Consider the following 19,174-nt stretch of genomic DNA (forward strand, 5'->3'; position numbering starts at 1 on the left):
TCTCCCTATAAACTCGCGCTAAACGTTGCGCCGCTGGCTTCCGTGCTGTTCAGAAGTGCCGGATAAACCACATATTCCCCCTGATCCCATCCCGCCCGGATAGCCAGGCTTTCAGACGTGATCACTTCAAACTGATAACGGCGGCAGGTTCGCCCGTACTGCCGAATTATCTGAATCATCAGCTGCGTGTTGTCTGCAATCTGGCTGTCCGTGACACGTACCATGATCACGTCCCAGTCAATGTCCGGCTGGCGTTCAACCAGCTCCACGTAACCAATCCCCAGCCGCTCGAAAATGTTAATAAATCCCTCAACCGAACCTGCATCACGCGCATTGATGAAGGCATAGGCCACACGCTTGCGAAAGAGGCTTAACGGTTCACCGCTAAAGCGGGTAATGTCCCTGTCATAAGCAATTAAATTCAGAACCGGCTCAATACAGGTCAGCGGATCAAACTGCCGCAGCGGCCATGTTATCCAGTCGTACACTTCCGCCCAGAATATTCGCGCGGTCTTTAGCAATTTCAGCGGCTCGCCCTTATTCATCCAGGACGGCAGCGCCATGCTGGCCAGCTTTTTCAGAAAATCAGTCATCTTGCAAAACCACCGTTAAAGAGTTGAGGCGCGGTACATCCAGATCGCTCGTAATATCTTTCAGTGAAAACTCAACCGAATCCGCATCAGAGAAGGTTTTATGAATCTCCCGCCCCAGCTGGGAGAATGAAAACCGGGAATAAGGCCACGTCTTTTTCACGTCATAATCCGTGTTTTCCCTGAAAGCACAGCGGATCAGGTTTTCAATCCCTTTTTTCAGCGTGTCCTGCTGTTCCGGTTCAAGGTTGCCCAGGCTCCTGACGTAAACCGTCACGCTCAGATCGTGGCGGGTTTCCGGCATGGCAAAACACTGCATATCGTCCCCGTGGCCGTGGTGCCCTTGCGTATTGATGTAGTCATTAACTGCTTCAATAAACGGCTCAGACGCTACCCCGCTATCCAGCAACAGATACGCGTTCGCTGTACCCGGACCACGGGGCGCATCATGCAGAAAGAAAATCCGGTCAATACTCAGTCCGGCCACGCTCGCAATCATCGAACGGTAAACCGCGTCCGTGTGGTAGTTCCCCACCAGGTTGAACTGGTTCCGGCAGCGCTCGCGCAGCTCGTCATCACTTTCTTCATCCGCGCCCGGCACGGTCAGCCAGTCCTCTTCGCTGGCTACATGGCTGATACCGTCCACGGCCACGGGCAAAATGCGGTAATAGCCCGGCGCAAGGTTATACGCCCCGCCCGTTCCGGTGGCTTTGACGGCCAGCAAAGCACTTGCCATGCCGGACGGGATCACCACGTCAGCGACCGTGGCCATGGCGTAAACCTTGCCGTTAATCCTTTCGGTCTGGACTACCGTTCCCGCCGCCACGGTGACGGCTTGTTTTGAATCTTCCTTGTAAAAGCGGATCACACCTTCCGCAGCGCTGGCAGGTTTAGCCGTGACATTCACCGCCCAGGCCAGCAGACGCAGCATCTGCCCACCCGCTGTGGCCACAAACATATTGGTCATGACCACCGAAACCAGCGCATCCTTCAGCCACATCACTGGCGCGGTCACAATGGCGGTAATGAGCCGCCAGAACGGAGACATGCGCGACGTGTTGGTAATAAGCCCTTCCTCTGCGGCGATAGCGTTGAAACGGGTGCGTACCGCCTCTTCCGTAACGGGCATCCCGCTGGACTTCACCACCTCTTCAAAATCAACCTGCGGCTTTTCCGTCATAGCTCCACCTGTGCTGATATTCCGCCAAAGTCATACGTGCTCGCCGTCACCCATAACCGCTTCTGGCTTTCCTCACTCACATCCACCGTACCTGGCACAATGCGTTCATCCTCTTCAATCAGCAGCTCCAGCTGCGTGAAGATATCCGCGCGTAAAGTCGGGCTGCGTTCGCCAACCAGCTGCGTGGCCAGACCGCTTTCCAGAATGCTGTGAATAATGTCCTGCCCGATACTTTTGCGGTTATTACACAGCTCAGGCTCTTTCCCGGTATTCAGAACAAAGTTACCGTTTTCAATCAGCAGATCGATGTAAAGCAAATCACTCATGGGTTTAGCTCCTGCCACTCCTGCAACTGTCCCGGTGAAAGTGTTTCTTTCGGATAGATATTCACCGTGTCAATTTTGCGGCTGTTGTCCGTAACAGATTTAGAATTGCTGTTTATGGTTTTACTGATCCCGCCGCGCTCAACGCCTTTAAGCTCGCCGCCTGTTAAAAGCACATTGGGGGCGGTTACTGGCGGCGGCTCCGGTAATAACGTGTTTTGCGTTAACTGCTGCGTGATATTCCCGCCATACTTAACCTGTTTTATTTCAGGTGAAGCAATCGCAGACTGTTCAACCTGTTTAGGGTTGAAAGGGATTCCCTTATTTGCTCCCGAACCTGAATCAGCAGCCAGGGAAATATCCACGCCCGGAATTTTATTCAGCTTTTCAATAATCCAGTTGTACGTTCCGGTAAATGAACCTTTCAGGGTGTCCCACAATTTCCCGAACACACCACCGATCACGCTGGCCATTTTTTCAAATGATGCGACAGGGGAATTAATATCAAAGGCGTTAACCACATCACCCCATCCCTCAATAACGATCCCGAACATCTCGATGACCGTCTGGATGGAACGATAAACCAGCTCAAATGGAGTCAGAACCAGACCAACCGCCCCCGCCACCACACGGCCAAAGGTTTCCCCCGCGCTGGTCACACCAGCCAGTTTTTCCCCGGTCATTTGTACCGGGGAAAGCAGGCTGCCAAACCAGCCAAACAGCGTTTTCACACCATTCCAGACCCAGCCCACCGCCGTGGCGATGCCACTGAACAGCCCTTTAAACGGAGTCAGTGCGCCACTGGCCTGGCTGAAACCACTGATAAAACCGCTGACGAACGCCTTGATCGGTTGCCAGAACTTAATGACCGCCAGCACCACGCCAGCAATGGCCAGGGCAACGGCCGCAATCGGGGCAATCATCAGTAAAAACGAGGCAGAACCCATACGGGCGGCAATGCTGGCGGCCAGCAGTGCGGCACGCAAACCCCGTAATCCGGCAGTAAACAGCTGTGTCGCGGCGTTACTGGCGAGCATTGCCAGGCGATTGAGTCCCAGCAGTCTGGCCACGGGTGCCAGCACCTTCGTCATGCCCATCATCACAAACGTACTGACACCCATCACGATATTGGCGATGGCTCCCACGGCGGCAAAACTCAGCAGCGCCAGCGCGGCATAACCCACCACCCGCGCGATGTTGGGAAACAGCTGCATCCACCGGGAAAAGGTCTGCCCCATATCTGCCAGGCGATTCAGCAGCGGATACAGCACCGGGATCAGCGTCAGGCCAATGACGGTTTTAATGGCCGTCAGGATGGCAATGAAGCGATCCCACGGTTTCACCATTCTGGCCGCCATTTCCTGGGTACGCTTCAGCCCGTCAGCGCCCCCCAGTTCGGTAATATTCCGCTGAAGTAGCGCCACGTTGCCATACAGCTGCTTAACCACCGCCGAACTGTCCCCAAAGGCTTCATCCAGCTCCGCCTGTGCCTTCAGGTTCCCTTCCAGGCTCTTGCCATATTTGCCCTGTAGCTTCGCCAGCATTTCAGGCATGGAGAGCATTTTTCCGGTAGCGTCAGTGAAGGACAGCCCCAGCTTTTTAGCGCCATCGATCGCGCCCGTCATAAATCCTTCGTAGGCGCTGCTCGCTTCCGTTCCCAGCGTACGGCTCAGTTGCCCCAGCACGGCCAGCTGTTCATCCAGCCCGACACCGTAGTTTGTCCCCACGCCACGCGCGCCTTCCATCAGGTCTTTGATCGTGGCCATTTCCGCGCCGAACGTCTTGCGCATATAAACCATCTTTCCGGCCAGCTGTTCAGCGAACTGCACTTTGCCCAGGCGTGCGGCATCAGACGCAAAGTTACCGAACATCTGCCCCATAAACTCTGACGTATCAGCGGCGGTGGATTTCAGAGCAAACGCCAGGACGTTGGCGACTTTGGTCACTTTCGGCAGTTCATTCCCGGTCAGTCCGGCGATGGCCGCATTGATTGATTCAGTGGACTGAACAAACTCCACCGCGCTGGCGCCGTATGTCGTGCTGAACGTCAGCGCGTCACGCTGGACAGTTTTCAGCGCTGAATCGTCGATACCTTTTGCTGCCGCCTCATTCAGCGCGTCATACATTTCAATGGCCGGAGACAATGCGCCTTTGATGGCCATCCCCGTTCCGGCCAGCGCCAGTGCGCCGCCGCCAATCTGCATAAACGCTGCTTTTGATTTATCCGCAAAGCCGGTCACATTGTTCTGCACCTGTTTTAACGGGCGCGACAATTTATCGATCAGGCTTAATGTAAAATCTAACTGTTTCATTCAGCGCCTTTAAAAGCAGTGCTTATTCCGTTTGCAACAGCAATACGCATATTTTCCCACTGACGATTATCCAGCCAGACAGCGGCGGCGATATCGTCAATGGAATCTTCCCCGTGGGGTAAATAGTGGCGGCGTAAAATTAAATACTGATCGAGTCCGTTTCTTTCAATAGCCCGGACTCGCTTTGTCAGTTTTTTACTTCAATTTCCAGCTCAGGCGCGTAAATTTCATTTACCTTGCCAGCCAGCTGCAACGCTGCCCCCGGACGTTTTAAAAGCTCGGCCAGTGCGTCTTTACTCTCCGGCTCCACGATGCGGGTCAGGTAGTTATGCGCCGGGGCAACTTTATTATCCATCGCCATTTCATTAATGAATTTGTTGTAGGCGGTCTGGTTCGGTGCGAAAACAATTTCTTTACCACATACAACCAGTGCAATTTTCTGTTCCATTTAATAAGCTCTCTCGTTTATTTATTTCGTCAATCAGCGCGTTATGACGCGCCGCACACACAGAATATAAATCCTGATATTCAACAGCAGGGGCAGCAATATCCGCCCCGGTATTACCTTTAATGCGCGGAAGATTTTCCGTTGGGCATTTTCGCTTCAGGTTTTCCTGATAAGGTACGTTCGGTATTTTCGACGGTTGCGTTATACATCCTGATAAATTCATCAGACACGCAAACATTAGTGAATACCGGCTTAAGGATTTCCGTCCTGATTTCCTTCGGTCTGCCACTCTCCAGCGCCTCCAGCTTATCTTCCAGCCCCCTGGCGGATTCGCTGGCAATCTCCAGCATCGCCTTTTGGGACTTGTTACCCGCAACCTGCGCGGCGGAGTTGATCGCCAGCTCCAGGCTGTCACGCCGCCAGTCAGCGGTCAGCCAGCCCCAGACAAACGCCAGCGCAACCACTACCAGCCACTGGCCGTTTGTCATCACCGCACCCCGTTGTGTTCCAGACTGAAGTGATTACCGTCCGGACGGGATTTAAAGCGGCCACCCCACGTACCGCCCAGCGATTCCCAGTATTCACCCAGCGGGAGATAATCGGCGGTGTCTGTTTTGTACTGGCCATTCACGAACAGATTAAAGTCCACGGCCAGGCGCTGGGTATGCAGACTGTTGGTGATACCGCTGCCCTTTTTAGCGTTCAGTGCCGCCTGTTCCGGCGTGCGGTACGCCTCGCCAAAGGTCAGGCGATAGCCGTGCTCTTCAGCCCAGTGGATCAGACTGGCCACCATCACGGTAAACAGCTGCTGCTTTTCACTTAACGTCATAATTTACCCGCCCCTGCGTTAATCCCTTTACGTTTGAGCCAAAGCTCAACCCCCTGAAGCCCGGCCAGCCCCAGCGCTGAACCAATCCCCAGCAGCGCCAGCGGGTGTAATTCCGGAACCAGATACAGCGCCGAACCCGCCGCCACAGAAAGCGCACTCCCGACAATTACGCGCCCGATGGCCAGCCGTGCCGTAACAGGCTCATTGCTGGACAGTAACTTACCCAGCGCGATAAGCGCCCCCATAACCGCCAGCGTCAGTGCGCCTTTTTCATACTCCTGCATCCCTGCCCCTTACCCGATCAGGTTTTCCGTGGCTTCCGCTTCCAGATACGGAACGCCGTTGATGTTTACGAACTTTGGACTGGTCACAAAATATTTGATTTTGTGCGTGGCCACGCTGCCACCCTTCGGATCGATATCCAGGAGGTTACTCAGCTGAAGTTTGCAGCCGAACGTCTCCACCTTGACTTCCTCATTACCGGCTTTGGCATAGAAGAGGAAATCCACGGGTTCAATACCGCGCCAGGAACCCGCTGATCGTGCTTTGGCTGTCAGCACACTCAGCACTTTGGAACTGACTTCAATTTCACCCTCAGCGGCCACATCACCATCTACGTGTCCATCCGGCACGCCACGGGTCTGCGCGGCGGCGCTGTTGTCCGTGATATCGAGAGAAATTTTCTCGATGTGGATCAGATCGCCGTCAACGTATGAATCAAACGACATTCCCGAAATACGCTTACTCATGCGGCGGCCTCCAGGCTGGCATCCAGTAACAGACTAATGGTGATTTGCAGCGGCACTTCCCAGGTGCGCACCACAATGTAAATCTCCACCGCCTTTTTGTTTTTCCAGACAATGGTCACATCACCATCCTGCGGCGGCTTCACTTCGCCGGGGAATGAAACCCCGTTGATGTTTGCTGCCGTGGACATTTCGCGCAGTGGCTTCGCAAACAGCGTCTGGTGTGCGGCAATGCTGCCCGGCGTGCTGTTAAGCGAACGGTCTGCAATTTTGCCGATGGCCAGCAGACGCACCCGGCGTGCGGCTTTATCGGCCACGCGCAGCGTTTCGATGGACTGATAATCGCCCCCTTCCACGTCCAGCGTGCGGCCGTCTGACCAGTAGAACCCGTCATAGTCCGGATACCACATCGGCACGCTGAAGCGCTGCGCCTCCAGCGCCTGAAGCGTTGCCAGTTCCAGCACTGCCCCTGTGCCATCCAGCGGCAATTCATCGCTGCCCAGGCTGACCAGCGCCCCCGTTTTCACGCGTGCCGGGCTGTCCGCCACGGTGACGGCACGGCTGCACAGGCGGCCAGCCAGCACGCCCGGCTCGTTCCCCCAGAGGCGGGGAACCAGCTGCACCGCTTTTTCCGCAATGCCATCCTGAAGGGTGGACATACGCGCAAGGTAATCCGCCTGTCCCTCTTCGTCCTGCATTCCCTGCGTGGCCAGAATGAACCATACCCAGCGGCCATACTTAGCAATCAGATCCGCACGCAGCTTAATGGCCTGATTAATTTCCGCTTTCGTTGAAATGTCATTACTCAGCACCACGCCTTCAACCGAGCACGACACCTGCGCGGCCAGCACCGCTTTAACCCATGCGTCCGGCTCGCTGTCAGCAGCCAGCACATGGACGAACCCCCACCAGTTCTGGCCAGCATTCGACACTGCCGCCAGCACGTCACTTTTTAACTGGCTGTCAGCCTCACCCAGAAGCGCATCAAAATCGCTCTGTGTGTTTACAGCCAGGGTCTTGCCTGTATTTTTGGTTCCCGTACCGATAAACAGCACCGTGCGTTCCACCTCATTGGTTTCACCCAGTAGCTGGTTTACCTGGTTAACGGTCACATTTGGCCAGGTCATGTTCTCCCCCTGATATCCTGCGCATTTACATCCCAGCCAAAGCCAATGGCCTGAAGCTGGCGTGCCAGCGCCTTGTTAAAGTCTTCATCACCCATTCCCAGAAATACGCGGGAAGGGAGATCGATAGTCCAGCTCGTTTTTACGGCCTTGCCGCTTAACTTCCGGATAAGCAACCCCGCTTGTGCGTATGGCATTTCACTGGTTATTTCCCGGATAGTGGGCTTTTTCCAGCGCTTCCCCCGGCGCACCCGGTAGCCCAGCGCACGCAGTTTTTTTCCCTGTGCAGCGGTGGCCATCTTGCCTGGCTGTGCCTTCCCTGGCTGGCTTGCACGACTCACCCGGACGCGCATGCCGTTTTGCTGCGAATAGCCCACCGTGCCAGCGGGTACAGGCGCTTCCCCGTTCCGGTAGCCGCCACCCTGCAAGTAAATCCGCACAGCCTGAATCTCAGGCATTTCCCGGATATGCAGCAGTTTCGGCATGTTGCGCAGCATCTTCCCTTTGCGCTTTGTTTTGCGCCCTTCCCAGCTTTCCCCGTCCGGTGTTTCCTGATTCCGCACGTTGCGTTTGGCGGCGGCAATAACGCCATATTTCGCCATTCGCCACAGCAGCCGCTGCCGTTTTTTTGGCGGCAGCTCCATGCTGGCCAGCGCCTTTTTCAGCTCCGCCAGCTGGCGCTTGTTAAGCTCCCCTCCGGCAATCACGACGCATCGCCCACAGGCGCACCGGATTCATCCACGCCGTAAACCGTTGCCGTCAGCGCCGTCCAGATCTCCGGCTCAACCAGCGACCAGCGCTTTCCCTGCCAGGGGATTAATCCCTTTTCGTCCTCACGGATCACCAGCTCTTCCGCCATGGGAACCGTCAGGACAATATCGGCGGTTTCTTCATCGGCCACCGACACATCCCACTGCGGATCGGCCTCAGTTACCCCGATTTCGTCCAGTAATTCCCGGTCTGCCTCATCGAGCCAGGCAGCCATCAGCGACATAAGCAGCTGCGGCGGACACAGGCGATACGGGAAACGCTCCCAGCTCAGTACCGCGTCATAGCGGATCACCGCCTGGCGGTACTGCCCCAGCCCCATATCCTTTGCAGCCGGTACGAACTCCATTTCATCCACTACGCTGTCAAATGACTGCATCGCACGGGCTGGCACGTTGCTGGTAAAAAATGCCGTCAGGTTTTCAAGCTGTGTCTGGCTCATACTTTCTTCACCGTTGCCCTTTTCAGTCCCTTCATGCGACGGATCACAACAGATGCCTCTGCCAGTAACCCGGCGCGGGTTTCCGTGCTTTCCTGGCCAGGGTGAGAATCACGCCGCCCAACGGTGGCAAACTCCCCCAACAGGTCAGCTTTTGCCCTGGCAAAAACCGCCTTCATGTACTGCGCACAGAGGGCGTTTAACTCCCCCATCCGTGCCCCCGGCGCGTCCCCTGCGCTCAGAACCCCTTTTGCCTTCCAGCTGGCTTCCACTTTTTCCAGCTCCGCATTCACCTCCGCCACGGCCGCAAGCAGCGCCTGGGCAGCGGTGTCCGCCTCAACATCAGCCGGGATCGCTCGCTGTGCCTGAAAGTCCTTCAGGTTCAGGTCTGGCCAGAATCCTTCGTTTTTTAGCGGCTCGTCCTGATAATCAAGCGGCTTTCCACTAAACATGGCTCCCCCGAAAAAATAGGCGGGCTGTCCGGTTTCCACGGCGCAGCTTCACATCGTGTTTCTGCCCTCCACCGCGCCCGCCTGGCTTGCGGTAGTCTTTAACCCTGCGTCAGTTTTCGGATGCGCGCGGCAATGGTCTGCCGCTGCGTTCTAACGCCGATTTTTGAGTAATACTGTTCGGCGGAGGCCAGCAGCTGATCGGCTTTCTGAAGTGTTTCCACATCGTCCACACCCGCCGCTGTTTTCTGGCCATCCTCACCGCGCAGCAGCTGCAACCCGGCGAACTTGTACCATTTCGCTGTCACCTGCTCATGCAGCCGCCACCTGGTGGCCACATTCTCAAACGTGCGTGAAAAATACGGTTCAATGCTTTCCCCGCGTCCCGCAGACTCCTCCGCCCAGGCCAGCATCGTATCGGCCACGAACGTAGGAAAATTGCTGCGCAGCCGTTCCGGCGTGGCCTGTTGCTGGGCAATGGCGATATCAGCCCACTCCAGCGCCTTATCCAGATCGCCCACGTCAAACAGCCAGATCACGCACCACGCCAGAACCGGATTGGCATACACCTGGCCGCTGGCCAGATACGCTTCCACAGTCGGAACCCATTTCGGCAGCAGCACGTTGCGCTTATGCTCAACGCGATCAGCAATCAGCGGCAGGCTTCGCACCTGTTCCACGTCTGTTTCCAGCGCCTTAATCAGCAGGTGCATGCTTTCCGTGGTGCCAACGGCCAGGCTTTGCTTGAGCTTTTGTTCCATCGCAATGCGCTGGTTATGACGCTGCGCGGGTGAAAGAGACATTGATTAACCCTCCACTGGCTCAGACGGCTTGCCGATGGTCACGGCATTTTCATCAATCGCCGCGTACAGCTCCGGCTCTTCAATCGCGTAGCCTTCATTACGCAGATAGCTGTTTTCGAACTGTTTGCGATCATCTTCAAAGCGAGCTTTACGCTGGCGCGTGTTGCGCTGGGTATAGATGTGCAGGTTAGAAAGCGGCGTAACCACCATGCGTTTGCCCGGCATGAACGGCGGGATAATCGCCTGACGGCCAGCAATGGTGTTGCCCAGCAGCTGCGCCGCGATTTTTTCCGTTGGGCGGTCAGCAGCCTGGAACAGTCGGTACTGTTCAGCGGCCACCAGGTCAGCACCTACCAGCACCACCAGGCGCGGGTCATTACGGAACTGTGCCGGGATTTTGGCGTTAATCAGATCGGAGGCCATCGCATCCAGCGATTTGTAATCACCCGCCTGATCGAGCACCACCGGATCGGTCATGATTTGCTTGCCGTCCAGCATCGTTTTCATGATTTCATGCCAGCCAATGTTGACATCTTCACCATTTGGGTTGGCTTTAGGGTCTGTGGTTTTGGCGCGGTGTGTACCGTTAAAGCCGATACGCAGCATATCCATCGCAAACGCCTGGGTGCTGAAGGTCTGCACCAGGTTGTAAAACTCGTTTTCTTCCTTCCCGGCGTTCGCCCAGACGGAGAGCAGATCCCAGCGCAGCGCCGCGCAGCTGTCTGTCTCAACCAGTGAGTAGGTATTGCCGTCAACCCCCACCTGGCGGACAAAACGGCCAGTTTCGCTGCGCCCGGTATGGAGAACAGACGCGCCCACGTTGACGACCTGGCCACTCAGCTGGTCAACGTCCAGCGTGGTGATCCAGTTCAGGAACTCCACGGACTCCAGCATGGCCAGACGCAGCGCTGTTTCCTGCGGGTCATTTAGCGAAAAATAACGGCCAGGGTTTTGCGTGCCAAAATGCTGCGCCATACCCGCCGTATAATTGTCCAGTAAATCCCGCGCACGGTTATTCAGTAACATAAGACTCCCTCGCAATTAAGCGATAATAAAAAGTTTTGCTTATTCGCGTTGCGGTTAATTACAGGTAACTAAATTTTCCGGATTTAGACGGAACCTGACGCTGTTTACGCTGACCACCTTTATTACCCAGCTCGTTAAATCGGGTAACAATTTCTTTGGCGTTATCACGGATAACGGAAAACTCTTCCGTGTCCACGACTTCGGTAATAGTGTCAACATCGTCCTGCACGGAATTAAGCTGGGTTTCAATTTTACCCACACGCGCTTCCAGATCGTTCAGAGCGCTCGCCAGCGCCTGCAATTTATCATCAGCAGGTGGATCGTCCTGCGAATTTTCATCTTCAAACTTCGGCTTAATACCAAACAATTTCTGCCAGTTTTTCATCTTCCCTTCCTGCGTAATTTTACCGTTACGGGAAATCACACAACTGTAATATCCCTGTTTGTTTAATTTGCGCCGACTAAAACGCAATCGTGTTGTACCTACACTGGCCGGATGGTCTGTTACTGCCAGCCCCATCAAATATGTACGCTCCCCTCCACGCCAGTTCAGCTCCGGCTCTACGGAGAAATACAGCAGCTGGCCTTCGTCGTTTGCGTAAATCAGGCGCTTATTCGGGCACAGGCTGACATACAGCCGCGCCAGCCCGTCATCCCCGTCCTGCCACATCGCCTCCAGCACTTCGCCGAAATTGCCACATGAATCGTCATGCTCTGGCCATATCAATGCGGCGTAATGGTTAGGATCATAGGTTTCCGCCATGTCGATAATCCATTGCCGTTCCAGCACGCGTCCATCAACCGTATCGCCTTCAGTAGCAACACACAGCCAGCCAGTTTTTAAATGCGACACATATTTCCCCCTCTGTCGATTAACTGTTTCCCTTGCTGTGGATTTGATTATTGCTAATTAAACACATCCCCGCATTACGCTTTATTCTGAACAGTTCGGTTATAAGTCATTACCGAACAGCCCCGAATTAACCCCGCCGTTTTTTCATCAGCACCACGGCATAATTAAATCTATGGCTAAATACTCAGAAGAATTAAAAGGCGTTGTCCGCGCTCTTTACCTGCGCCGCTACACGCCGAAAGAAATTGCATCAGAATTAAATCTGCCGAATGCGCGGATCGTTTACTACTGGGCGGAAAAATATAAATGGGCTGACCTGCTCAGTTTCGAAAGCACAGAGGAGGCAATTGAACGCCGTTACCAGCTGTTAGCCGGGCGTGACAATAAAACGGATCTGGATTTAAAAGAAATGGATTTGCTTATTGCTCACGCCACAAAGCTGCGCGCCCAGAGCAATAAGCATAAAGAAAAGCTGGCCTACAGCCAGGGGGAACGGCAAGCAGCTGCGCGAGGAGATAGCGAGGACGAGCCACGCAGCAAACGCAAGTACAAGAAAAACGATATTTCATCACTCACTCAGGAGGATTTTGACACCTGGGCGGACGAACATCTTTTCGAATATCAGAAACACCTGCGCCGCAACATCGGCCAGCTGGTCAGGAACATCCTGAAAAGCCGCCAGATCGGTGCAACCTGGTACTTTGCGTTTGAGGCGTTCGAAAACGCAGTAATGACGGGCGATCCGCAAATCTTCCTGTCCGCGTCCAAAGCCCAGGCGGAGGTGTTCCGGTCTTACATCGTCAACATAGCCGAACAGTATTTCGGTATCACGCTGACCGGGAACCCGATCCGCTTAAGCAACGGCGCAGAGCTGCGTTTTCTGTCGACCAACAAAAACACCGCCCAGTCATACAGTGGCCATCTTTACTGTGATGAATATTTTTGGGTACCCAACTTCGCAAAACTCAATGAAGTGGCCAGTGCGATGGCCACCCATGACAAATGGCGCACCACCTACTTTTCCACACCATCGGCCAAAACGCACCAGGCGTATCCGTTCTGGACGGGTGAAGAGTGGAAACAGGGAAGCAAGAAACGTGCGGCCATTACGTTTCCGCTGTTCGATGAAATGCGGAACGGTGGACGGCTCTGCCCGGATGGCCAGTGGCGCTATGTCATCACTATGGAAGATGCCATTGCGGGTGGCTTCAATCTGGCCAACATCGAGAAGCTGCGCAACCGCTACAACACCGCCACATTCGACATGCTTTATATGTGCGTGTTTGTGGACAGCAAGGATTCCGTTTTCAGCTTTTCCGATCTGGAAGCGTGCGGCGTGGAGGTGGACACCTGGCAGGATCACGACCCGGACGCAAAACGGCCGTTTGGTGACAGGCCAGTCTGGGGCGGCTTTGACCCGGCACGCAGCGGCGATTTGTCGTGTTTCGTCATCGTCGCCCCGCCGATGTTTGCAGTGGAAAAATTCCGTGTGCTGAAGGTGATTTACTGGAAGGGAATGAACTTCCGCTACCAGGCAAAGCAGATCGAAAAGCTGTTTGACCAGTACAACTTCACGTATCTGGGCGTGGACGTAACCGGGATCGGCCAGGGGGTGTTTGACAATATCCAGCACTTTGCCATGAAGGTTGTTGTTCCGATTCGCTACGACATGAACACCAAAAACCAGCTGGTTCTGAAGGCCGCCGATGTGGTGGAAAGCCAGCGTATCGAATGGGACAAAAACCTGAAGGAAATCCCGGCCAGCTTTATGTCTGTGCGGCGTACCACCACACAGAGTGGTAACGCCATGACCTTTGTCGCAGACCGCAGCCAGGACACTGGCCACGCAGAGGCATTCTGGGCAATTACCCACGCCCTGCATAACGAACCACTTAACTACGAAAACAAACCAAAATCCCGCTGGGGTGTAAGGAAACAAGCAGCATGAACAAAAAGAAACGCTTTGTGAAACGCGATCAGCGCGGCGACAAATCAAAAAAAATGAGCATTATCAGCTTCGGCAAACCGGAACCGGTACTGACAACCGGAACCGATTACCGGGAAATCTGGTACGACAACGCCGCCGATCACTACACCCAGCCGATTGACCGCCTGGCGCTGGCGCAGCTTATCAACCTGAACGGCCAGCACGGTGGAATTATTCACGCCCGTAAAAACATGGTGACGGCGGACTATCAGGGCGGCGGCCTGACGTTCGACGAGCTGGAGGCCGCTGTTTTTGACTACCTGACGTTTGGTGATATCGCTGTGGCCAAAATCCGTAATGGCTGGGGAGATGTGATCGGGCTTCAGCCGTTGCCGGGGCTTTACCTCCGCCGACGAAAGGAGAGAGAAAACGCGGAGACTGTGCCCGGGGATTATGTGGTTTTACAGGAAGGCGAGCCGCTGGCGTTCCCGCCTGAAGATATCATTTTCATCAAGATGTACGACCCGCAGCAGCACATCTATGGTCTGCCGGACTACATCGGCGGCGTTCACTCTGCCCTGCTGAACAGTGAGGCGGTTATCTTCCGCCGTCGCTACTACCACAACGGCGCCCACACGGGTGGCATTTTATATACCCGTGACCCCAGCATGACGGACGAAATGGAGGAAGAGATTGAACAGCAGCTGCGGGACAGCAAGGGGATCGGCAACTTCTCCACCATCCTGGTAAACATCCCTGGCGGCGACGGCGACGCGATCAAGTTTATTGAGATGGGGGATATTTCGGCCAAAGATGAATTTGCGAGTGTGAAAAACATCAGTGCACAGGACATTCTGAACGCGCACCGCTTCCCGGCCGGGCTTGCAGGTATCGTTCCGCAGAACACTGCCGGACTGGGCGACCCGGAAAAGGTTGAACGCACCTACAAAAAGAATGAAGTGCTGCCCATTCAGCGCCGCCTGGCGATGGCCATCAACAGCGATCCGGAAATTCCGCGCCACCTGCATTTAAATTTTGCTGAAGAAACAACGGTGAAGGGTGCAGCATGATGCAAAAAAGGCTAAAATCCAGGCATTATTTGACAGCCGGAGAATGGAATATGAGAGTCCTGAAAATTGAATGTCCGGAGTGCGGCTCTAAGGCTGTGATTCGCAAAACTAACCGAAAGCACCGCCAGATTGCAGATATTTACTGTGCCTGTGCTGATGTGGAGTGTGGGCACACTTTTGTTATGAATTTGACGTTTTCCCACACTCTCAGCCCCAGTGCTAAAACGGGTGATACTTTGGTGCAAACCTTGCTGAAAAACCTGTCACCCGATCAAAAGCAAATGGCGCTTGATTTATTGAAGGCTGCGCCCGCCGCCTGAAAAACCCCCGCTCTGGGGGTTTTTTATTTCCCCCCTGACAACGCTACGCATTTCTTCGGCAATCTCGCCGATCCAGGTTAAGGCAATAGTCTTTTCCTTCGTGCTTATCTCACTTACATGGGCAATTTTCGCCAGTAATTCGATGCGCTCCAGCTTTGCTGATGCCTCTAAGATATCCATGCAGCCCTCCCACAAATAAAACACTGTATAAGCATACAGTATACCTAAACGCACAATATGTGAAATGATAATTAGCGCAAATGAAAATTTACGCATTACTTATCACGTACTTACATACCATTACTGCCAGCCTGGCCATTGTTCGTTTTCCGGACTGTTCCGCTTCTCTTGCAACCGCCCTTCACGGTAAATCAGGGCTGAACGGCCAAATTTGAGGCCGCCTCCCCGTTTCAGAATGTCGATTTCTTCATCCGTTCCGGCAAACCCGCGCTGGTTCAGTTCCAGTTTTAACCGTCTCCGGGTTCCTCCCTCCGTACAGTTATTGACAGAACTCCAAGGGGCGGCGCTGCCGCCAGAAAAACCCGCCTCCGCTGGCGCTTCGGCCAACTTCGCAACCTTCTGCCACTTAACCAGACGGGTGCAAACTTCGGAATCAGGGATCAAAGGCGAATAGATACCCTGCACACGCTGAACATCTTCTGCGTACTCGTTACCCTGTTCAGTGATTTCATAGGCCAGACGAACGACCAGATCGCGACGCGCAACCAGTGCGCCACCCTGCAACTGGGTATAAGCCGCCCAGTCCCCTACATCAGCAGCCGCCAGCACTGCATCCATGCGGCTATCAGTCAGGCGCTGATCGCCCAGACGGCGCAACTCACGCCATACAGTCACAGGCGCACCACCAATTTGCTGAAACTGACGAATACGCCAGCGGGATGCCCAGGCCGATACGGATTTGGCCATATCTCGCAGGTTTTCCCCGGTTTCTTCATCCTGCTCGCCATCGAGCGCAAAGCCGTCGATATTTTTTGAGATATATTTAGCGATATAGCCTGTTGCCGACCCTTTAGCGGGATCGATAGGCTCAACGTGAAAACGCGCTTTAAGCGCGTTGGGTGTCTGAAGCTCTTCTGAATCGGCAATCCTGGCGTGATAGCAAAGGATATCGCGTACCGCCTCAACGTCATGTGGTTGCATAAACAGCAGCATATGCCAGTGCGGTGTCCCGTCGTGGTGTGGTTCCACCACACGAAAACCAAAAACATGAATACCGGCACGGGAGATCGCCGCGCGTGCTTTTGCCCAGACGTTGCATAAATAACGCTGCGTATCCCGTGGGCTTAATCCGTTCCACTGAGACACAAAGCCGCCCTTACTGTGTACAGCGTGATAACGTGAAGGCGCAGTGATTGTGTAAAACTCGCCAGCCAGCCCCTGTTCATTGGCGATATCTTCAAACCCACGCATACGCACCATCAGTTCACAGCGACGTATTGCCGGGTTAGCAACGCTGCGGTGTACCATGCTGTCCAGCGCAATGCGGTTGCCCTCTTCGTCTATCAGATCAAACTTTTTGAAGAACTCCAGATTACGTTTCTTCTGTTCAATCCATTCGCCCAGGGTTTTACGTGATACGTAGGCGCTGGCAGATTTCTGCACCTGGCCAACGGCGATGGCCAGATGTTCACGTTGCAGATCACGGGCACGCTTCAGGCGCTGGTACCACCATTCCGGTGCCATGAGACGCAAAATACCGGACTCCGCTTTTCGGTTTTCCAGGTGGCCATCATTGGCTTCATGTTCTGCCCAGTAAGGCGGCTGATTGTTCAGCATGAGGGAAAGCGAACAAAGGTTGCGGTAAGCCTCCAGCGTGCGCTGGCGCATATCATGTTCGTCTTTTGGTTTGCCCTTCAGCGTGTCGGTGAAGTCATAAAACATCTGAGCCATCCAGCCAGAGACCTGGCCAGACAGCTTTTTGAGATCGGTACGGTCAAGCGACGGCAACCGCTGCAATGATTTTCCAAATGGGAGATCGATTACATCAGCGGCCAGCTGGTAACGCGCAGCCACTTTCCGCAGACGTGGCAATACATTCTCACCGATTGTTTTGCGCAGGAATGTATTGGCACGGCGGCGGCCGTCACGACCAGCAAACAGCTTTTCGTAACGGTTGCCAAAATACCCGGCTAGCCAGTCGGGTATTTCATGAAGGAACTGTGAGCGCCATTCGTAGTCCTGTGGGTTAACTGCCCACAAACGGCGCTCTGTGATTGTTGCATCCGCTGGCGTTCCTGGCGCAAAAGTATCACGCCGCCAGATATCGACGGCATGATGTTGGCCAGCAAGAGACAGATCAGCCACGATTAACCCACTTCTTCCAGGCATTAATCATGTAAGCAGCGACACATACCGCCACCAGTACAGGCCAGACGAGGGAAGAGATAGCGACCAAAATAAAGTCCACATCATCTGACGTCTCCGCGTCCCGGCGCTCTTCCCAGGAAAAGAAGATAAAAGCCGCAAATACCGTCAGCGCATACAGCCCGGTCATGGGTTCAGTCATCATTTCGCCACCACCCCAGCGCTGGAGGCTGTGGAAACTGGTGATTTCAGGATCAGCTCTGCGGCAGATTTCTGGCTTGCAGCTGCGGCACCAACACTGCGCGGCGCTTTGACTTTCATCGCCTCAAACCCGGCGTAAAGGTAATGCACCATTTCCAGATCGCTGTTTGACGCAACAACACTCACGCCCTTTTCAGCGAGACGGCGCAGTTTTCTGGCCAGCCGCCCCTGATCAAGATGCGAAAAACCGCTTTCGGTGTATGAGGTGAAATTTCCTGATTCCGTCAGGTATGGCGGATCGCAATAGACCACATCCCCGGCACGAACCAGCGCAAGCGTTTCGGAGTAATGGGCGGTGATGAAAGTTGCGCGCTTCGCCTTTTCAGCAAATGCGCGGACTTCTTTAAGCGGGAAATAGTTTTTCTTGTACTTTCCGAAAGGGACATTGAACTGGCCACGGCGGTTGTAACGGCAAAGCCCGTTAAAACCGTGACGGTTCAGGTACATGAAACGGGCAGCGGCTTCAACGCTTTCAGCCCCACGCCCCTTTCCGGACAAATTGAACGCGTCCCGGACGGCATAGTAAAAAATAGCGCGACTCTCCTGTTCACCTAACGCCCCGGCAGAAAACAGGGTTTCAAGCTCCACAAGAAACGCGTCGGTATGATAGGCCATCGCCTTATACAGATTGACTAAATCCGGGTTCAGATCAGCGATCAGGTATTCGTCATAGTCCGTATTCATCATGACGGCGCACGAACCAGCGAACGGTTCAACCAGGCGCTTACCTTCCGGCAAGTGGTTACGCAGCTGTGGCATAAGACGGACTTTGCTGCCAACCCACTTAAGAGGTGTTTTAACTACCATTGAACACCCCCAGAGATCACATATGCGAGAGCGTCCAAAGGCGACAGGGTACGAATGGAAAGCATCACCCAACCGCATGAATCTGGCATAACTTCGTTAACGGGTAGGATGTGGGTAATTACAGCCGCCCACTCTCTCCCTGTGTATGAGCCATGCTTCCATTCCTGTAATAACAGGACATCGCCCACACTGTAGGCGCGGTCATTTTTGCGCAGCTCCGCCTTTTTCTGGCCAGAAAACACAGCATCCAGATACTTTGAAGCGATTTTCATACTATGAATTTTTACTGCCATGCTGCACCGCCTTTGCTGCAAATGGCCGCAGCTTCTTCACGAATCAGCTCTACGATTTCGGCAGCGCTTAGCCCTTCATTGGCGGCAAAGGTGGCCAGCTTATCCAAACGGGTTGAACACAAATCAGCCGCTGCAATCTTCCCCTCCTGCGTGGCCTTTATGAGCATTGCCATCAGGTCAATACCTGATTCTGTTGCTGGTAAATTCTGACGATTCATGTGCATTTTGGTTTCCTTAAGGCAAAAGAATCCCCGGCCACCGCAGGGATGGCCAAAAATTCC

The 19,174-nt window shown here is 54.3% G+C and carries 26 protein-coding genes; 3 read left to right on the top strand and 23 right to left on the bottom strand.

Annotated elements, in window-relative coordinates:
- Positions 1–5: 5 nt before the first annotated feature.
- The 17 genes from H2Z33_RS00615 to H2Z33_RS00690 form a co-directional block, all read right to left on the bottom strand.
- Positions 6–593, bottom strand: a complete 588-nt coding sequence (locus H2Z33_RS00615) for a hypothetical protein (RefSeq protein ID WP_096216986.1) — start codon at positions 591–593, stop codon at positions 6–8.
- A complete protein-coding gene (locus H2Z33_RS00620; protein WP_198091818.1) occupies positions 586–1,770 on the bottom strand; it encodes a baseplate J/gp47 family protein in 1,185 nt (394 codons plus the stop codon). Before H2Z33_RS00620 ends, H2Z33_RS00615 begins: the two co-directional genes overlap by 8 nt.
- Entirely contained in the window at positions 1,767–2,096 is a 330-nt protein-coding gene (locus H2Z33_RS00625) for a DUF2590 family protein (protein WP_039268773.1), read from the bottom strand. Before H2Z33_RS00625 ends, H2Z33_RS00620 begins: the two co-directional genes overlap by 4 nt.
- The gene (locus tag H2Z33_RS00630) at positions 2,093–4,405 is read right to left on the bottom strand and encodes a phage tail tape measure protein (protein WP_198091819.1); all 2,313 of its coding nucleotides are present in this window, start codon (positions 4,403–4,405) and stop codon (positions 2,093–2,095) included. Before H2Z33_RS00630 ends, H2Z33_RS00625 begins: the two co-directional genes overlap by 4 nt.
- Positions 4,402–4,596, bottom strand: coding sequence for a DUF6890 family protein (locus H2Z33_RS23550; protein ID WP_373371648.1), 195 nt, complete (start codon positions 4,594–4,596; stop codon positions 4,402–4,404). Before H2Z33_RS23550 ends, H2Z33_RS00630 begins: the two co-directional genes overlap by 4 nt.
- On the bottom strand, positions 4,593–4,853 hold the full coding sequence (locus H2Z33_RS00635) for a putative phage tail assembly chaperone (RefSeq protein ID WP_062939448.1): 261 nt from the start codon (positions 4,851–4,853) through the stop codon (positions 4,593–4,595). The genes H2Z33_RS23550 and H2Z33_RS00635 overlap by 4 nt, the downstream gene beginning before the upstream one ends.
- 119 nt (positions 4,854–4,972) lie before the next feature.
- Positions 4,973–5,341: a hypothetical protein gene (locus tag H2Z33_RS00640; RefSeq protein ID WP_096216982.1), complete on the bottom strand. Its 369-nt coding sequence runs from the start codon at positions 5,339–5,341 to the stop codon at positions 4,973–4,975.
- A complete protein-coding gene (locus H2Z33_RS00645) occupies positions 5,341–5,682 on the bottom strand; it encodes a M15 family metallopeptidase (RefSeq protein WP_039268768.1) in 342 nt (113 codons plus the stop codon). Before H2Z33_RS00645 ends, H2Z33_RS00640 begins: the two co-directional genes overlap by 1 nt.
- Positions 5,679–5,966, bottom strand: coding sequence for a phage holin family protein (locus tag H2Z33_RS00650; RefSeq protein WP_032657752.1), 288 nt, complete (start codon positions 5,964–5,966; stop codon positions 5,679–5,681). The genes H2Z33_RS00645 and H2Z33_RS00650 overlap by 4 nt, the downstream gene beginning before the upstream one ends.
- Before the next feature lie 9 nt (positions 5,967–5,975).
- Entirely contained in the window at positions 5,976–6,431 is a 456-nt protein-coding gene (locus tag H2Z33_RS00655; protein WP_032657750.1) for a phage protein, read from the bottom strand.
- Entirely contained in the window at positions 6,428–7,555 is a 1,128-nt protein-coding gene (locus H2Z33_RS00660; protein ID WP_096216981.1) for a DUF2586 domain-containing protein, read from the bottom strand. Before H2Z33_RS00660 ends, H2Z33_RS00655 begins: the two co-directional genes overlap by 4 nt.
- Entirely contained in the window at positions 7,552–8,259 is a 708-nt protein-coding gene (locus H2Z33_RS00665) for a hypothetical protein (RefSeq protein ID WP_096216980.1), read from the bottom strand. The genes H2Z33_RS00660 and H2Z33_RS00665 overlap by 4 nt, the downstream gene beginning before the upstream one ends.
- The gene (locus tag H2Z33_RS00670; protein WP_096216979.1) at positions 8,256–8,762 is read right to left on the bottom strand and encodes a phage tail protein; all 507 of its coding nucleotides are present in this window, start codon (positions 8,760–8,762) and stop codon (positions 8,256–8,258) included. The genes H2Z33_RS00665 and H2Z33_RS00670 overlap by 4 nt, the downstream gene beginning before the upstream one ends.
- Positions 8,759–9,211, bottom strand: coding sequence for a head completion/stabilization protein (locus H2Z33_RS00675; RefSeq protein WP_070135118.1), 453 nt, complete (start codon positions 9,209–9,211; stop codon positions 8,759–8,761). Before H2Z33_RS00675 ends, H2Z33_RS00670 begins: the two co-directional genes overlap by 4 nt.
- A gap of 98 nt (positions 9,212–9,309) precedes the next feature.
- Positions 9,310–10,011, bottom strand: a complete 702-nt coding sequence (gene gpM / locus H2Z33_RS00680; RefSeq protein ID WP_096216978.1) for a phage terminase small subunit — start codon at positions 10,009–10,011, stop codon at positions 9,310–9,312.
- 3 nt (positions 10,012–10,014) lie between these two features.
- Positions 10,015–11,037 carry a phage major capsid protein, P2 family gene (locus H2Z33_RS00685; RefSeq protein WP_039268761.1) on the bottom strand — a complete coding sequence of 341 codons (1,023 nt, stop codon included), beginning with the start codon at positions 11,035–11,037 and terminating at the stop codon, positions 10,015–10,017.
- 58 nt (positions 11,038–11,095) lie between these two features.
- Positions 11,096–11,890 carry a GPO family capsid scaffolding protein gene (locus tag H2Z33_RS00690; protein WP_198091820.1) on the bottom strand — a complete coding sequence of 265 codons (795 nt, stop codon included), beginning with the start codon at positions 11,888–11,890 and terminating at the stop codon, positions 11,096–11,098.
- Between the two features lie 172 nt (positions 11,891–12,062).
- On the opposite strand from H2Z33_RS00690, the gene H2Z33_RS00695 reads away from it, so the two are divergent.
- The 3 genes from H2Z33_RS00695 to H2Z33_RS00705 are packed head-to-tail and all read left to right on the top strand — an operon-like array spanning position 12,063 to position 15,207.
- Positions 12,063–13,838 carry a terminase large subunit domain-containing protein gene (locus H2Z33_RS00695; protein ID WP_096216898.1) on the top strand — a complete coding sequence of 592 codons (1,776 nt, stop codon included), beginning with the start codon at positions 12,063–12,065 and terminating at the stop codon, positions 13,836–13,838.
- Entirely contained in the window at positions 13,835–14,887 is a 1,053-nt protein-coding gene (locus H2Z33_RS00700) for a phage portal protein (RefSeq protein WP_096216899.1), read from the top strand. The genes H2Z33_RS00695 and H2Z33_RS00700 overlap by 4 nt, the downstream gene beginning before the upstream one ends.
- Positions 14,884–15,207, top strand: coding sequence for an ogr/Delta-like zinc finger family protein (locus tag H2Z33_RS00705; protein WP_096216900.1), 324 nt, complete (start codon positions 14,884–14,886; stop codon positions 15,205–15,207). The genes H2Z33_RS00700 and H2Z33_RS00705 overlap by 4 nt, the downstream gene beginning before the upstream one ends.
- Here the strand turns inward: H2Z33_RS00705 and H2Z33_RS00710 are convergent.
- The 6 genes from H2Z33_RS00710 to H2Z33_RS00735 are packed head-to-tail and all read right to left on the bottom strand — an operon-like array spanning position 15,181 to position 19,117.
- On the bottom strand, positions 15,181–15,483 hold the full coding sequence (locus H2Z33_RS00710; RefSeq protein WP_232350969.1) for a hypothetical protein: 303 nt from the start codon (positions 15,481–15,483) through the stop codon (positions 15,181–15,183). The two genes, H2Z33_RS00705 and H2Z33_RS00710, sit on opposite strands and share 27 nt — an antisense overlap.
- 24 nt (positions 15,484–15,507) lie before the next feature.
- The gene (locus tag H2Z33_RS00715) at positions 15,508–17,556 is read right to left on the bottom strand and encodes a replication endonuclease (protein ID WP_198091821.1); all 2,049 of its coding nucleotides are present in this window, start codon (positions 17,554–17,556) and stop codon (positions 15,508–15,510) included.
- Positions 17,525–17,737, bottom strand: coding sequence for a hypothetical protein (locus tag H2Z33_RS00720; RefSeq protein ID WP_063860661.1), 213 nt, complete (start codon positions 17,735–17,737; stop codon positions 17,525–17,527). The genes H2Z33_RS00715 and H2Z33_RS00720 overlap by 32 nt, the downstream gene beginning before the upstream one ends.
- On the bottom strand, positions 17,734–18,600 hold the full coding sequence (locus H2Z33_RS00725) for a DNA adenine methylase (protein ID WP_058700457.1): 867 nt from the start codon (positions 18,598–18,600) through the stop codon (positions 17,734–17,736). Before H2Z33_RS00725 ends, H2Z33_RS00720 begins: the two co-directional genes overlap by 4 nt.
- The gene (locus tag H2Z33_RS00730; RefSeq protein ID WP_096216622.1) at positions 18,594–18,893 is read right to left on the bottom strand and encodes a DUF3850 domain-containing protein; all 300 of its coding nucleotides are present in this window, start codon (positions 18,891–18,893) and stop codon (positions 18,594–18,596) included. The genes H2Z33_RS00725 and H2Z33_RS00730 overlap by 7 nt, the downstream gene beginning before the upstream one ends.
- Positions 18,884–19,117, bottom strand: coding sequence for a DUF2732 family protein (locus H2Z33_RS00735; protein ID WP_096216623.1), 234 nt, complete (start codon positions 19,115–19,117; stop codon positions 18,884–18,886). Before H2Z33_RS00735 ends, H2Z33_RS00730 begins: the two co-directional genes overlap by 10 nt.
- Positions 19,118–19,174: the final 57 nt, after the last annotated feature.

Origin of the sequence: Enterobacter sp. YSU, assembly GCF_016082135.1 — a bacterium.
In the GTDB taxonomy this organism is placed as follows: domain Bacteria; phylum Pseudomonadota; class Gammaproteobacteria; order Enterobacterales; family Enterobacteriaceae; genus Enterobacter; species Enterobacter hormaechei_C.

Bases quoted from the DNA above. Each gene is read 5' to 3' on its own strand.
- H2Z33_RS00615 (WP_096216986.1), bottom strand. From the start codon at position 593: ATGACTGATTTTCTGAAAAAGCTGGCCAGCATGGCGCTGCCGTCCTGG.
- H2Z33_RS00620 (WP_198091818.1), bottom strand. From the start codon at position 1,770: ATGACGGAAAAGCCGCAGGTTGATTTTGAAGAGGTGGTGAAGTCCAGC.
- H2Z33_RS00625 (WP_039268773.1), bottom strand. From the start codon at position 2,096: ATGAGTGATTTGCTTTACATCGATCTGCTGATTGAAAACGGTAACTTT.
- H2Z33_RS00630 (WP_198091819.1), bottom strand. From the start codon at position 4,405: ATGAAACAGTTAGATTTTACATTAAGCCTGATCGATAAATTGTCGCGC.
- H2Z33_RS00635 (WP_062939448.1), bottom strand. From the start codon at position 4,853: ATGGAACAGAAAATTGCACTGGTTGTATGTGGTAAAGAAATTGTTTTC.
- H2Z33_RS00640 (WP_096216982.1), bottom strand. From the start codon at position 5,341: ATGACAAACGGCCAGTGGCTGGTAGTGGTTGCGCTGGCGTTTGTCTGG.
- H2Z33_RS00645 (WP_039268768.1), bottom strand. From the start codon at position 5,682: ATGACGTTAAGTGAAAAGCAGCAGCTGTTTACCGTGATGGTGGCCAGT.
- H2Z33_RS00650 (WP_032657752.1), bottom strand. From the start codon at position 5,966: ATGCAGGAGTATGAAAAAGGCGCACTGACGCTGGCGGTTATGGGGGCG.
- H2Z33_RS00655 (WP_032657750.1), bottom strand. From the start codon at position 6,431: ATGAGTAAGCGTATTTCGGGAATGTCGTTTGATTCATACGTTGACGGC.
- H2Z33_RS00660 (WP_096216981.1), bottom strand. From the start codon at position 7,555: ATGACCTGGCCAAATGTGACCGTTAACCAGGTAAACCAGCTACTGGGT.
- H2Z33_RS00670 (WP_096216979.1), bottom strand. From the start codon at position 8,762: ATGAGCCAGACACAGCTTGAAAACCTGACGGCATTTTTTACCAGCAAC.
- H2Z33_RS00675 (WP_070135118.1), bottom strand. From the start codon at position 9,211: ATGTTTAGTGGAAAGCCGCTTGATTATCAGGACGAGCCGCTAAAAAAC.
- gpM (WP_096216978.1), bottom strand. From the start codon at position 10,011: ATGTCTCTTTCACCCGCGCAGCGTCATAACCAGCGCATTGCGATGGAA.
- H2Z33_RS00685 (WP_039268761.1), bottom strand. From the start codon at position 11,037: ATGTTACTGAATAACCGTGCGCGGGATTTACTGGACAATTATACGGCG.
- H2Z33_RS00695 (WP_096216898.1), top strand. From the start codon at position 12,063: ATGGCTAAATACTCAGAAGAATTAAAAGGCGTTGTCCGCGCTCTTTAC.
- H2Z33_RS00700 (WP_096216899.1), top strand. From the start codon at position 13,835: ATGAACAAAAAGAAACGCTTTGTGAAACGCGATCAGCGCGGCGACAAA.
- H2Z33_RS00705 (WP_096216900.1), top strand. From the start codon at position 14,884: ATGATGCAAAAAAGGCTAAAATCCAGGCATTATTTGACAGCCGGAGAA.
- H2Z33_RS00710 (WP_232350969.1), bottom strand. From the start codon at position 15,483: ATGCGTAAATTTTCATTTGCGCTAATTATCATTTCACATATTGTGCGT.
- H2Z33_RS00715 (WP_198091821.1), bottom strand. From the start codon at position 17,556: ATGCCTGGAAGAAGTGGGTTAATCGTGGCTGATCTGTCTCTTGCTGGC.
- H2Z33_RS00720 (WP_063860661.1), bottom strand. From the start codon at position 17,737: ATGATGACTGAACCCATGACCGGGCTGTATGCGCTGACGGTATTTGCG.
- H2Z33_RS00725 (WP_058700457.1), bottom strand. From the start codon at position 18,600: ATGGTAGTTAAAACACCTCTTAAGTGGGTTGGCAGCAAAGTCCGTCTT.
- H2Z33_RS00730 (WP_096216622.1), bottom strand. From the start codon at position 18,893: ATGGCAGTAAAAATTCATAGTATGAAAATCGCTTCAAAGTATCTGGAT.
- H2Z33_RS00735 (WP_096216623.1), bottom strand. From the start codon at position 19,117: ATGCACATGAATCGTCAGAATTTACCAGCAACAGAATCAGGTATTGAC.